Genomic DNA, 12,923 nt, shown 5'->3' with positions numbered 1-12,923 from the left:
CGAAGGCCTGGCGTGCACGCTCAGGTAACAAAGGTCGCGCGCGCCGCCGCGCCGATTGCCACGCTGGCCGGATGGCGCAGGCCCCGCTCGGTGGAAATGCCGTAGACCTGCTCGACGAGCGCATCGGCCTGCCCCAGCGCCGTCACGCCGTACTGCTCGCTCACCTGCGGGGCGATCACGGTGGGAGAAAAAAAAACCCCGGCGCCGCGCTGGCCGAATGCTTTCATCATGGCGCTGTCGTCAAACTCGCCGACGATGCGGGGGTGCACGCGGGACTCGTCGAGCCAGCGCAGCAGGCGGTGGTAAATGGCGAAATCCTCGCCCGGCAGCAGCATCGGCGCGCCGTCGAGGCAGTGGGGGAAATCGCTGCCAAATCGCGCCGCCAGCGCCGGCGTGGCAAATGCCGTCATCCCGCTCTGCCCCAGCAGGTGGCTGTGGCCGCGCACGCTGAAGTGGGCCGGCATGGGACGGTCGGCGATGATCAGGTCGAGCCGGTGCACCGCCAGTTCGGCCACCAGGCTGTCGAGCCGGCCCTCGCGGCAGATCAGCCGCACGGGCGTGGCCAGGTGCAGCGCCGGCTCCACCACCCGGCTGGCGATCAGCTTCGAGACCGAATCGGCGCAGCCGACCCGGAACGGCGCGGCCACGCTGGCGCCCTGGTCGCGCACGGCCTCGAGCAATTCGTCGCCGGCGCCGAAGATGGTGTCGGCATGGCCGAGAATGCGCCGCCCCATGTCGGTCAATTCGAGCCCCCGGCCCGCCTTGCGAAACAGTTCCACCCCCAGGCTGTCGGCAAATTCGCTGAGCTGCCCCGAGATCGACTGGGGCGCCAGGTGCAACTGCGCCGCCGCGCGGGCGATGCTGCCGGTGCGCGCCACGGTCCAGAAATAGCGCAGGTGCTTGTAATTGAGATTGGCCACCGATTCCCTTAATACATCGAAATATTCGATGTGATGATGTATTGAATTCGCATTGTACGATGCTTTGACTGCCTATACGATCGCTGTCACGATTCGATTAACGCTGCGGGAGAGTCCCATGAACGGTTTGGAAAGCATTGCGAGCGCCCCCATGTGGGCAGGCTTCATCGCCTTCGTGCTGCTGATGCTGGCGCTCGATTTATTTGTGTTTGGCGGCAACAAGGCGCACAAGGTCAGCGTCAAGGAAGCGGGCATCTGGTCGCTGGTATGGGTGAGCATGGCGCTGCTGTTCAATGGCGGCCTGTGGTGGTACCTGCGCGAGACCAGCGGGGCTGCCGTGGCCGACGCCAAGGCGCTCGAGTTCTTCTCCGGCTACCTGATCGAGAAAGCCCTGTCGGTCGACAACGTCTTCGTGTTCCTGCTGATCTTCACCGCCTTCCAGGTGCCGCGCCAGTACCAGCGCCGGGTCCTGATCTACGGCGTGCTGGGGGCGATCGCCATGCGCGCCGTGATGATCCTGGCAGGCGCCTGGGTGGTCAGCGAGTTTTCCTGGGTGCTCTACCTGTTCGGCGCCTTCCTGCTGGTGACGGGCGTGCGCATGATGGTGGCCAGCGACGCCCCGCCCGACGTGGCCAACAACTGGGTGATGCGGCTGGCGCGGCGCCATCTGCGGGTGGCCGCGGGCGACCATGGCGAGCGTTTCTTCGTGCGCCAGAACGGCGTGCGCTACGTGACGCCCCTGCTGCTGGTGCTGATACTGATCGAGGTGACCGACCTGGTGTTCGCGGTCGATTCGATTCCCGCCATCTTCGCCATCACCACCGATCCGTTCATCGTGTTCACCTCGAACCTGTTCGCCATCATGGGTCTGCGCGCCCTGTACTTCCTGCTGGTGGACGTGGCCGACCGCTTTCACCTGCTCAAGTATGGGCTGGCGATGGTGCTCACCTTCATCGGCGTCAAGATGCTGATCATGCCGTGGTACCACGTGCCCGTGCAAGCGTCGCTGACGGTGGTGGCGGTGCTGATCGGGGCCAGCGTGGTGGCCAGCCTGCTGGTGGCACGCAAGGATGGCAAGTAACTGCAAGCAAGGCCGGCGGCACCCTGCCGCCGGCCCATCGACCGACTTTACAAGGAGTTTTATCATGCGCAACTACCCAAGCAATAGTCCCCAGGCCGCCGGCCGCCTGCTGGCCCTGACCATGGTGGTCGACGGCAACGTGCTGCCCAGCGAACTCGATGCGCTCGATCACAGCCGCATCCTGGCCCATATTGCGCTTGACCGCGACAGCTTCCGCCAGTTGCTGCAGGACCTGTGCGAAGACCTGCTGGCCGGCGCCCACCATGGCGTGATCCAGCTCGATCCCGCCGTGCTCGACAGCCTGCTGCTCGACATTGCCGACCCCGCCCTGCGCCGCCGCCTGCTGCAGGCGATGTGGCACATCGCCGACGCCGATGGCTATCTGGCCGACGGCGAGGCGGTGCTGCTGGCGCGCGCATCGATGCTGTGGGGCGCCGAGACGGGCTTCGCGAACGGCGCCCCGCTGGCCAGTCCGGCGCCGGCAGCGCTGTGAAGCGTGCGGCGGGCCGGCGAATGATTTATATTGCGAACTCTTTGTAAATCATTCATGTATGCAATGACGTCAGCCGACCCCAGCACGCCCTTTCCCGTCCTTCGCACTGCGCGCCTGCGCCTCGAACCGCTCGACGACTGCCATTACGACGGCCTGCAACACCTCAACAGCATGCCCGAGGTGATGCGCTACATCAGCGGGCGGCCGGAAACGGCCGCAGAAACCGTGGCCATCATCGCCAGGGTCAAGGACAACTGGCGCACCTTCGGCTACGGCTGGTGGGCGTTCATCGACCACGCCAGCGGCCAGCTGATCGGCGCCGGCTGCATCCAGCATCTGGCGCGCGACGCCGCCAATCCCCTCGAAATCGGCTGGCGCCTGCTGCCCGCGACCTGGGGCCAGGGTTACGCCTCGGAAGCGGCGCGCGCCATGGCGGGCCACGCCTTCGAGGTGCTGCGGGTGCCGCGCCTGCTGGCCGTGTGCAACCAGGACAACAGCGCCTCGGCCCGGGTCATGCAACGGCTCGGCATGAGCTACCGCGGCATCGAGCGCTGGTACGACATCGACACGTCGGTGTACGCGATCGAGCGCGAGGCCTGGCTGGCCCGCGCTGCCTTGAATTAAAATTTCATAATTGCTAGTAATTTGAAATAATAGTTCAGTGGCCGCCGTGCGCCCCGCCCCGCTTGACGGTGACGGTGGCAGCGGCGCCCGCCGACGGCGCCGACGGCGCTGACGGCGCCGCTGGCACCGCTCCCGTCCACTCGCGCGCCTGCGTGCCCGGCGGGTGCTGGTACCAGCCGGGGTCGGCGTAGTCGTCGCGGCCCTGGCCGGCGCGCACTTTCAGCGTGGTGAACATGCCGCCCATCTCGATGCCGCCGAACGGCCCCTCGCCGCTCATCATGGGCAGGGTGTTCTCCGGCAGCGGCATGCGCATGCCGCCCATCGCGCCGCCCTTGTCGCCCATCACCATGTAGCCCGGTATCAGCGCATTGATTTCGCTGGCGATGCCGCGGTGGTCGACCCCGATCAGGGTCGGCACATCGTGGCCCATGGCGTTCATGGTGTGATGCGACTTGTGGCAGTGGAAGGCCCAGTCGCCCGGATTGTCGGCCACGAATTCGATGGCGCGCATCTGGCCGACGGCGATATCGGTGGTCACTTCCGGCCAGCGCGCCGCCGGCGGCACCCAGCCGCCATCGGTGCCCGTCACGGCGAAGCGGTGGCCGTGCAGGTGGATCGGGTGGTTCGTCATGGTCAGGTTGCCGGCGCGGATGCGCACGCGGTCGCCCAGCCGCACCACCATCGGGTCGATCCCGGGAAAGGCGCGGCTGTTGAAGGTCCACAGATTAAAGTCGAGCATGGTGTTGACCTTCGGCGTGGAAGCGCCGGGAGCGATGTCGAAGGCGCCCAGCAGGAAGGCGAAGTCGCGCTCGACGGCGTGCTGCGACAGCAGCTTCGGGTGGGTGATCCACAAACCCATCATGCCCATCGCCATCTGCGTCATCTCGTCGGCATGCGGGTGGTACATGAAGGTGCCCGCGTGACGGGCGACGAATTCGTAGACGAAGGTTTTACCGGGCAGGATGCCGGGCTGGGTCAGCCCCGTCACGCCATCCATGCCGTTGGGCAGGATCTGGCCGTGCCAGTGGATGCTGGTGTGCTCGGGCAGTTTATTGGTGACGAAGATGCGCACCCGGTCACCCTCGACGACCTCGATGGTGGGCCCCGGACTCTGGCCGTTGTAGCCCCACATGGTGGCGTGCATGCCGGGGGCGATCTCGCGCACCACCGGTTCGGCCACCAGGTGAAATTGCTTGACGCCGTCCTTCATGCTCCACGGCAGCGACCAGCCATTCAAGGTCACCACGGGCCGGTACGGGCGGCCGTTGGGCGGCGCCGGCGGCGCCACGGTGGCGGCCGACGACTGGGTAGGTGCTTCCGGCAGGCTGGCCGCGCCGGCCCGGCTGACGGCGGCGGCGCCCACCAGGGCGGCGCCGGCGCGGGTGAGAAAGTCTCTGCGATTGCTCATGGTGGTGGCGCCCCGGGCGCTGGTGAGGGTGAAGGTGAAGGTGAAGGTGGTGGGGACGACGGATGGTCCAGCAGGCGCCCGCCCAGCGCCGCCTCGAGCCGGGTGTGCGCGATCCAGAACTGCTTGTAGGCCTCGATCGCGCTGCTCACCGCCGCGGCCTGCTCGCGCGCGTCGGCCAGCAATTCGAAAACGCTGATGAGCATGCCGTTGTAGCGCAAGCCCGTCTCGTCGGCGATTTTTTTGCGCAGCGGTATCACCTCGTCGCGGTAGCGGGTGGCCAGATCGTAGGCGCTGCGGTAGTCGAGATAGCTTTCGCGCGCTTCGCTGCGCGCCGCCACGGCCGTCTGCGCCACCTGCTCGAGCGCCTGCCGGTACGTCGCCTCGGCCTTCGCCACCCGCGCCGTGCCCCAGTCGAACAGGGGCAGTTCGAGCGAGATGGCGTAGCCGCCCGTGCTATGGCCGTCGGCCGATTTGCGCAGGTAGCCGAGGTCGAGCACGTTGATGAAGCCGGTGGTCCTGCTCAGGCCCAGCGCCGCCGCGGTGTGGCGCGCCGCGCTTTGCGCAGCGCGGATATCGAGGCGCTCGCGCACGGCGATGCGTTCGGCATCGGGCAGTTCCAGCGGCGCCGCCGGCAGATCGGGCAGGCGCTGGGGCAGCACGTAGTCGGCGGCGGCGGCGCCCCACAGGCCCATCAGGCGCGTCAACGCTTCGCGCGCGGCCAGCGCGCGCTGGTCGGCGCGCACCACCGCGGCGGCGGCCTCGGCCCGAAACAGGCGCTCGCGCGCCAGTTCCAGCGCGTTCGTATTGCCGGCATTGGCCATGCGCTCGGTCAGGGCGGCGCTGGCTGCGGCGGCGCGATGAACCTGCAGCGCGTAGAGCCTCGCCTGTTGCGCGGCGACCGCCTCGAACCACGCGCGCCGGGTGGCCGCCGCATGGTCGAGCATCTGGCCGGCCACCAGCAGCCAGGTCTGTTCAAAGCGGCCCTGTTCGATGCGCGTGGCCAGCGGCGCCAGCAGCACGCTGGCCAGGTTGAGCGTGACCGAGCGTTCGATGTCGAGCGCGCCGCCGCCGCCGCTGCGCTGAAAGCCCAGCGACGGGTTGCGCAAGCGGCCGGCCTGCACCAGCTCGCTTTGGGCGATGCCCACCTGCCAGTACGCCGCCTGCAGGCCGCGGTGATTCAACAGCGCGATCTGGACGGCGTCATCGGCTTGCAGGGGCTGGCGCAGCACCTGCCCGATCATCTGCGCCAGCGCGGCGGCCTCGTTGTCGGTAACCACCTGCCGCACCTGCCTGTCGAGCCGCTGGGCGGCCAGCGCGCTGACGGGCGCGAAGGCCGGCTCGCTAGACACCGACGCGCAGCCGCTGCTCAGTGCGGCCAGCAACGCCGCCAGCAAACCGCCGGCGCGCCGGCCCACATCAGCCAGCGGGCTCATTGGCCTGCCCCCTTGTGATGGGCGTGCGGGTCCAGTGCCGGCGCGGGCGTGGCGGGCGTGGCGGGCGTGGCGGCGGGCGCCGGCGCCATCGGCTGGTAGGCGCCCACCAGCGCATTGAGGGCCGGCCACTGCCGCAGCGGCGGTGGCGTCGGCGCCAGCGCGGCCGGCGCCAGGGCCGGTCGATGGTGGATCGGGGGCACGGGGGCGTCGGCATCGGCCGGATCGGCCGGCCGCGCCTGGCCGCTGGCGTCGCTGGCGAGGCCGGCCAGCAGCGCGGCCAAGGCCGCGGCAAGGCAAAGCAGGTGTTTCATGGAAGTCTCTTGAATGACAGGCAAGGATCGAGCCCCAGCCACTTGCGGCAAGCGGCTGGGCATGGCAAACGGGCGGTAATCAGCGCGAAGCTTGCGGCGGGCGCTCGGGCAAGGCCAGTGCGACCGCCGCCACGAAACCGGTGTCGAAGGCGATGGCGGCGCCCCGCGGACTGTCGAGCGCCACGTGGACCGTGGCGCAGACCATGGCACCGAGGCAGCAGGCGGCGCAGGCATCGCACTTGCCGGCGGCGTGGGCGCAACTGCCGCCGTCGGCGGCGGCCGCCACAATCGCCCCGGTGGCCGCGGGAGCGTGCGCGGCGCGCTGCATGGCCAGCATGGCCTGGTGGTCATGGTGCGGCGCCATCGACGGGGCCACCTGCGCTGGCGCGCACGGCAGCATCGTCGCCATGGCAACGCCCTGGAAGGGCAGCGCCAGCAACAACAGGTAGACCAACAGGGAGCGGACCAGGATGTTCACGAAAACGATCTTAGCATACGGTGGCAGCGGCCCAGTGCGCGACAGGGCGGCGCGTCGGCTGCCGCCCAGTCACGCTTGGCCTGCCGGCAACGGCCGCCGCTGCGTCACTTGCGCGTCACTTGCGCGTCCCGGACGTGGCCTCGGTCATGCGGTCGGTCTGGAGCGGCATGGTGTGAATGAAACCCCAGACGAAATCGTTTTGCAGCAGGCTGTTGGTGGCCGGCCGGGCGTTCAGGTTGAAATTGCCCGGGTTCGGTGTGCCGGCCCAATTAATATACAAGCCCAGCACCTGCGGCGACACGCCGGCCGCCATGGTGCCGGCCGTCGCGTGGCAGGACATGCACGAGGAGCCGGCGACGATGCCGCCATTCGATGGCCTGGAACCGAGGTAGCTGGGCCGCCCGGCCTGGTCGGTGTAGGCCCACTGCGAGCCGCGCAGGCGGTAGCTGCGCCAGCCCTTGCTCTGCGGCGTGGGCCGGATGCCCGCTTGCGCGCCGGTGCCGATCCCGGCCTGGTCGAACAACTGCTGCAGTGCCGGCGTGATGGCGCCGCTGGCATAGCGGGCGTTCTCGATGAACGCCTGTCCCTTGGCGGTGGTCTGCGTGGCCGGACTGGTGAAGTTCCGGCTCAGGCCGGGACCCACCGGGGGCGGCGCGTCGAAGCCATAACCATCGTTACAGCCGGTGAAATCGCAGCGGCCGGGACTGTTGACGTGCTCGAAGTCGGCCCAGAACCAGGGCGGCGTGTCTTTGGTCGACAGGTGGAACGACATCAGCCAGTATTCGCCGGGCTTGAACACGTCCGGATTGAAGTTGTACTGATGGCGATCGCCGACCAGGATCTTGACGAAGGGCGCGGCCGGATCGTCGGCCAGTCCGGCCGCCAGCGCCGCCTTCTTGCTGATCCATTGGGAACGCATCATCCAGCCATCGATGGGAAAGTTCACCGAGGTCAGATGCCCGCTGGTGCTCACCCGGTGAAACGGCGAGTTCCTGTCGAGGTCGGCGTTGGCATTGTTCAGCACCGCCATCAGTCCGTTCGAGTGATACAGGCTGTTCTTGAACACGTAATCGAACATGGGCTTGTTATAAAAGGTCAGCGGCAAGGTCGCCACGGCGCTCGTCCCGTGCATTTCCGGCAGTCCCACTTTGCGCGAGGCGTCGCGCCGCGCTCCCGGGCGTGGCGTTTGCGTGAGCACCTTGCCGTCCTTGCCGTCGGGCGCGAAGGGACAGAAGCGGCTGGGATAGCTGGGATTGTCGTAGCCGGGGTTGGTGGCGCTGCCCGGCGTGCAGCAGTCTTTCTGGCCCGCCGCAGTACACAGCGGCAAGGGCGAGGCGGGCCAGAGCAGGTCCGCGCTGACCCAGGCGCCAATGAAATCCTGCTCGATCACGTCGATATACAGCTTCCAGGCGAGCAGATCGGGGCAACTCATGGCGGGATTGGTGACCGGCCCGGTGAAGACGACGCGCCCGTTCGGCGCCGCCATGGCGCAGCTGACATCGTTGACGACCATGGCATTGAAGTACATGTCGTAGCCGATGTTGTTGGGCGTGGTTTCCCCCTTCTGCGCCTGGCACACGGTGACGACGAACAAGGCAAGTAACAAGAATGCACGCATGATGAAATCCTTTCAGCCGGGAGGGGAAGCGAGACCGTGTACGTCGCGCGCTAGCGGTGGGCGCGGCATGCCGCCTTGGTAGGTGGCCGCCATCCAGGCCTGGGCGATGGCCAGGATGTGCTCGTCCTGGCCGGCCCGGCCGATGATCTGCAGGCCGATCGGCAAGCCTTCCGCCGACAGCGCGCACGGCACGCTCAAGGCGCACAGGCCGAGCACGTTGACGGCACGGGTACAGGCGGTGTAACGGCTGTTGGCGCTGGTGAAGGCCGTTCCGGACTGCGCCACGCCATCGAGTGCCAGCGCGGTAACGGCCGCCGCTGGCGCCAGCAAGGCGTCGAACGGGGCCATCGTCGTCGCCGCCAGCCGCTGCAAGGGCCCCATGCCGGCGAGCGCGCCACAGTAGCTCGTCGCCGTCGCGGTGGCGCCGCCGTCAAAGCTTTCCACCACCTTCTGGTCCAGCCATGCCGACCCGCTCGTGAGCAAGGCCTGGTTGTAGGCATAGCCTTCGACCTTGCTGATCAAGCCGTTCGGGTTGATCAGCTCGGCCTCGCACGCTTCCGCAAAAGCGATATGCGAAACGCCCGCCCCCAGCGTGCCGAGGCGGGCGCCGGCACGCAGCACCGCCTCGGCGACGGCGCGATCGGCATCGACGAACAGGCTGTCGGCGAACGCCAGGCGCATGCCCTGCAGCGAGGGTGGCGCCGCCACGGGCACATCCGCATCCGCGGCGGCGCCCGAAATCAGGCGCAGCAGCACCGCGATGTCGTCGGCGCTGTTGCCGATGATGCCCACCGAATCGAGGGTCGGGCTGAGCGGATAGACCCCGGCCCGGCTGACCCGCCCGTACGTGGTCTTCAGGCCGATGGTGCCGCACAGCGCCGCCGGTACGCGCACCGAACCACCGGTGTCCGTGCCAAGCGCGATCGGGGCCATGCCGGTGGCGACCGCCACGCTCGAGCCGCTGCTGGAACCGCCCGCCACCCGCCGCAACACCGGCGACCACGGATTGCGTGGCGTGCCCTGGTTGGTGTTCACGCCCAGCGAACCGTGGGCAAACTGCACGAGGTTGGTCTTGCCCAACAACACCATGCCGGACGCCTGCAGCAGGTCGATGACACGCGCCGAGGCGGGCGCCGGACGGCCGCTGAGCAAGTCGCAGCCGGCGCTGGTCGGCAGGCCGGCCACGTCGAACACATCCTTGGCGGCGTACGGCACCCCCTGCAGCGGGCCGAGCCGGATGCCAGCGGCGATGGCAGCGTCGGCGGCGCGTGCCTGGGCCAGCGCCAGCTCGGCCGTGACGAGCCGATAGGCGCCGTAATACCGGTCCAGCTGCGCAATGCGGTCCAGAAAAAGCGTGGTCAGCTGGACCGAGCTGATCTGCCGCTGCGCCAGCAGGCGGGCCCATTCGAGGCAGGTGTTCACGGCGCGTCCATCAAACCAGTTCGTCGAGCGCGGCAAACAGGCGGTCGATCTGGTCGGGAAAGTTATAGATGTGGGTCGATACCCGCAAGGCGTTGATCTGGGGACCACGGCCGCCATCCGGACCCGGCGTCGCGGTGCACAGCACCCAGATGCCGGCCTGGTCGCACAGGCGCTGGGCGATCTGCTGCATGCGGGCGGCGTCGTAGGCCAGCGCGCCATTGCGCGAAGGCACGAAGGCGGTCAAGCCGCAGCGCAGCGCAGCGGCCTGGCTCGACGGGCTCAGCAGGCAGTCGCGGCCCCAGCGCGCGACCGCGCTGCGCTCGACCTCGGCCGATAGCGTGAGGATGCGCTGTTCGATTGCGGCCTTGCCGATGCCCTCGAAGAACTCAGCGGTCCGTGCCAGCGTGTAGAACGCCGGCCCGTTCAGGTTGGCACGCGCCTGCAGGGCGTCGGCAATCGTCAGGCCGTCGCCGACATCCATCGCGCGCTCTGAAACGATGGCTTGCAAGTGCCAGGGATTGGCTTGCGCGTGACGGATATACAGCATCCCTGTTCCGGGCGGACCATTGAGCCATTTGTGACCTGAGGCTGCATAAAAATCGGGACCCAATTCACGCAGATTAATATCGAGCATACCTGGGGCATGCGCACCGTCGACCAGCGTCAATATATTTCGCTCGCGTGCCAGCGCGCATAATTCGCGCACTGGCATGCGCAAGCCGACTGCATAATTAATATGGGAAAAACATAAAGCCCGGGTTCTCGGCGTGATCGCCTGCCGGAATATGCGGATAACATCCTCGCTCGACCTGGCCGGCACCGGCAGCGAAACTTTTATTATTTTTATATCATGACGCCTGGATAATACATACAGCGGCGAATACATCGAAAAATGGTCTTGTTGCGTTGTTATTATTTCGCAAGGGCCATTTAATGGCAGTCCAAGCAATACCATTGCCAGGCCCATGGTGGTGTTGTCGGTCAATACCAGGTCAGCCGGATCGGCGCCCACGAATTGCGCCACGCGGCGGCGGTTGGCCACCTGTTTGCTGTCCAGGTTGACGTCGTCAAAAAACGCTTGCGAGGGGCTGGAAGCCCAGCGCTTCATGGAGGCGGCCAGCAGCGCCTGCATTTCCACAGGCAACGATCCTTCCGAGCCGGAGTTCAGGTAGATCAACCCGGGTTTGAAATGGAAGGCGCTGGCAATATCGCGCCACCGCCCTTCGCCGGCGTCCGCCGCCCGTTTTCCCATGCGCGTGGTCTCCATTGCATCTCCATCGAATAACGACGCTAAAAAATTGGCCAACGAAGTCAATGAATATACCGTAGCACGTTTTTGCGTGCAGATCTGCCTATCTCCATCCGATTATGCAGCGCCGATTCAAATTACCAACTAGAAATTTCGATCAGGAAAATATTGATATCCTATTTAATCCGGTCTGATTAAACGGAAGAATGATGTTGACATTAAAATTCGACGGCTTTAATCTCGCCCCAATACTTCCGGGCATGGCGCGGAAGTATTGGGGCTGACTCGACACCGTGTCACGCCGGCCCCGCACGATGCCGCTTTTTATTGTTTAACTCCCTGGAGGAATCATGTCTGAATTTAGTCGAGATTTGAATGAGCAGGAATTCACCAAGTTAGTCCAATCGGCCGCCGGCAAGGCCAGTTCGATGCGTGGCCATATCGCGTCCCTGCGCGGTCATATCGCTTCCATGCGCGGCACCGCCGCTTCGCTGCAAGCGAAGGGACTGACGGCATCGACGGCGGGTCTGAACGCATCGCTGCGTGGTGTCACGGCGTCGCTCAACGGCGTCATCAGTTCGGCCCGCGGTGTCTCCTCGTCGCTGGCGACGAAGTAAGCGCGCCAGGCAAGCACTGTGGACGCTGGCTTGCCAGCGTCTGTCTTACCGGAGAACGAGCCATGTTGCACGACCACGCGGTGATGTCATTTTTCAAGCAGCGCATGCCGGAGCTGGCCTTGCAGCCATCGACCGCGCTGGCGGATGTGTTCGATTCGCTGACGTTTCTGGATTTTTTCCTTTTTCTCGAACAATCGCTGGACGAGTCGCTGACGCTCGACCAGGTCGCGCAGTGCGACACCATCGGCGCGCTGGTGTCCTTGCTGGAGACGCCATCGTGCGCGCCCAAATAAGCCCAGGAGTCACGCATGCCCGCTAACCGCGCCTTTTTGCATTCGATCGACTACGCCGCCGGCTGCGCGGTGCCGGTCGCGGGCCTGATCGACCACGGCATCGCCGTCGAAACGGTGGACGAGTTGCTCCACAAGGGCGTGCAGGCGTTCGCGCGGCTGGCGCGGCCGCTCGACCAGGTGATCGCCGACTGCGTTCAGGGTGCGCTCGACAAGTCCGGCTTGCGCGGCGATGCCATCGACAGCGTCATCCTGGTCACGGAAAGCTTCGCCGAGCTGTTCGATGACGGCCGCACCGCGCTCAGTTTTCGCCAGATACGAAACCGCTGCTACGATCTGTTTTACGGGCTCGGCATCACCAGGGCGGTGCTGCTGTGCGCGACCTATGGCGGCTGCACGAATTTCCTGCAAGCGAGCCTGCTGGCCAGCTCGCTCGTCCAGCAAGGCCTGGCCCGGCAGGTGCTGCTGGTGGCGGCGGAGCGCTTTGCCACGCTCGAATCGCGCTTGATGGACGAGGCGGTCTCCATCGCCGGCGACGGCGTGGCGGCCTGCGTGGTCAGCGCCGCGCCACCGGCGGGCACGGCGTTCCGCCTCGATTTCATCGGCATGTCGCCGTACAAAAATATCGTGCCCGGGGCCGACATGGCGGCCAGGCTGCTGGAGATGTTCCGCTCCATGAAGCACGCCGCGGCCGATTGCTACGATGCCTGCCGCATGCAGCCCGGCGACTTTCGCTGGGTGGTACTGGGCGACTACAACCGCAGCACAACGCTGACCTACTCCAGGCTGCTGGGCTTTCCGCCGCAACGCGCGTTCCTGGAAAATGTGGGACAGCTGGGGCATATTCCATTCGATCCGCTGATCAACCTGGCGGACTTGCAGCATGCGCAGCTCGTCGGCGACACCGATGCGGTGCTGCTGTTCCTGTGCGGGCCGCTCTCGTGCGGCGCCGTCGCCGTCACCACCTGCCAATAGGAGC

The 12,923-nt window shown here is 66.6% G+C and carries 14 protein-coding genes; 6 read left to right on the top strand and 8 right to left on the bottom strand.

Annotated elements, in window-relative coordinates:
• Positions 1 to 20: 20 nt before the first annotated feature.
• Positions 21 to 920, bottom strand: a complete 900-nt coding sequence (gene nhaR, locus ACP7EY_RS12310; RefSeq protein ID WP_426193891.1) for a transcriptional activator NhaR — start codon at positions 918 to 920, stop codon at positions 21 to 23.
• Positions 921 to 1,038: 118 nt separating this feature from the next.
• On the opposite strand from nhaR, the gene ACP7EY_RS12305 reads away from it, so the two are divergent.
• The 3 genes from ACP7EY_RS12305 to ACP7EY_RS12295 all read left to right on the top strand — a co-directional run bounded on the left by ACP7EY_RS12305 (position 1,039) and on the right by ACP7EY_RS12295 (position 3,118).
• Entirely contained in the window at positions 1,039 to 2,001 is a 963-nt protein-coding gene (locus ACP7EY_RS12305; RefSeq protein WP_426193889.1) for a TerC family protein, read from the top strand.
• 64 nt (positions 2,002 to 2,065) lie between these two features.
• Positions 2,066 to 2,494 carry a TerB family tellurite resistance protein gene (locus ACP7EY_RS12300; RefSeq protein ID WP_426193887.1) on the top strand — a complete coding sequence of 143 codons (429 nt, stop codon included), beginning with the start codon at positions 2,066 to 2,068 and terminating at the stop codon, positions 2,492 to 2,494.
• Positions 2,495 to 2,557: 63 nt separating this feature from the next.
• Positions 2,558 to 3,118 (top strand): GNAT family N-acetyltransferase, encoded by a 561-nt coding sequence (locus tag ACP7EY_RS12295; RefSeq protein ID WP_426193885.1) that lies wholly within the window; start codon positions 2,558 to 2,560, stop codon positions 3,116 to 3,118.
• A gap of 34 nt (positions 3,119 to 3,152) precedes the next feature.
• On the opposite strand, the gene ACP7EY_RS12290 is transcribed toward ACP7EY_RS12295, so the two are convergent.
• From ACP7EY_RS12290 to ACP7EY_RS12260, 7 genes are all read right to left on the bottom strand, one after another.
• A complete protein-coding gene (locus tag ACP7EY_RS12290) occupies positions 3,153 to 4,526 on the bottom strand; it encodes a multicopper oxidase family protein (protein WP_426193883.1) in 1,374 nt (457 codons plus the stop codon).
• Complete coding sequence (locus ACP7EY_RS12285) at positions 4,523 to 5,959, bottom strand: TolC family protein (protein ID WP_426193881.1); 1,437 nt, start codon at positions 5,957 to 5,959, stop codon at positions 4,523 to 4,525. The genes ACP7EY_RS12290 and ACP7EY_RS12285 overlap by 4 nt, the downstream gene beginning before the upstream one ends.
• Positions 5,956 to 6,270, bottom strand: coding sequence for a hypothetical protein (locus ACP7EY_RS12280; RefSeq protein WP_426193879.1), 315 nt, complete (start codon positions 6,268 to 6,270; stop codon positions 5,956 to 5,958). The genes ACP7EY_RS12285 and ACP7EY_RS12280 overlap by 4 nt, the downstream gene beginning before the upstream one ends.
• Positions 6,271 to 6,349: 79 nt before the next feature.
• A complete protein-coding gene (locus ACP7EY_RS12275) occupies positions 6,350 to 6,748 on the bottom strand; it encodes a hypothetical protein (protein ID WP_426193877.1) in 399 nt (132 codons plus the stop codon).
• Between the two features lie 115 nt (positions 6,749 to 6,863).
• Positions 6,864 to 8,366: a hypothetical protein gene (locus ACP7EY_RS12270; RefSeq protein ID WP_426193875.1), complete on the bottom strand. Its 1,503-nt coding sequence runs from the start codon at positions 8,364 to 8,366 to the stop codon at positions 6,864 to 6,866.
• A gap of 12 nt (positions 8,367 to 8,378) precedes the next feature.
• A complete protein-coding gene (locus ACP7EY_RS12265; RefSeq protein ID WP_426193873.1) occupies positions 8,379 to 9,788 on the bottom strand; it encodes an amidase in 1,410 nt (469 codons plus the stop codon).
• Positions 9,789 to 9,798: 10 nt separating this feature from the next.
• Positions 9,799 to 11,103, bottom strand: coding sequence for an aminotransferase class V-fold PLP-dependent enzyme (locus ACP7EY_RS12260; RefSeq protein ID WP_426193871.1), 1,305 nt, complete (start codon positions 11,101 to 11,103; stop codon positions 9,799 to 9,801).
• Positions 11,104 to 11,387: 284 nt separating this feature from the next.
• Here ACP7EY_RS12260 and ACP7EY_RS12255 point away from each other — a divergent pair, with 284 nt between their 5' ends.
• The 3 genes from ACP7EY_RS12255 to ACP7EY_RS12245 all read left to right on the top strand — a co-directional run bounded on the left by ACP7EY_RS12255 (position 11,388) and on the right by ACP7EY_RS12245 (position 12,919).
• Complete coding sequence (locus tag ACP7EY_RS12255; protein WP_426193869.1) at positions 11,388 to 11,654, top strand: hypothetical protein; 267 nt, start codon at positions 11,388 to 11,390, stop codon at positions 11,652 to 11,654.
• Between the two features lie 62 nt (positions 11,655 to 11,716).
• Positions 11,717 to 11,947: a hypothetical protein gene (locus ACP7EY_RS12250; RefSeq protein ID WP_426193867.1), complete on the top strand. Its 231-nt coding sequence runs from the start codon at positions 11,717 to 11,719 to the stop codon at positions 11,945 to 11,947.
• A gap of 15 nt (positions 11,948 to 11,962) precedes the next feature.
• A complete protein-coding gene (locus tag ACP7EY_RS12245) occupies positions 11,963 to 12,919 on the top strand; it encodes a hypothetical protein (RefSeq protein WP_426193865.1) in 957 nt (318 codons plus the stop codon).
• Positions 12,920 to 12,923: the final 4 nt, after the last annotated feature.

This window comes from Massilia sp. DWR3-1-1, from assembly GCF_049898325.1.
GTDB lineage: Bacteria > Pseudomonadota > Gammaproteobacteria > Burkholderiales > Burkholderiaceae_D > JAFCUW01.
Note: the sequence above shows the minus strand (reverse complement) of the source record. Positions and strands in the feature narration are given on the sequence as shown.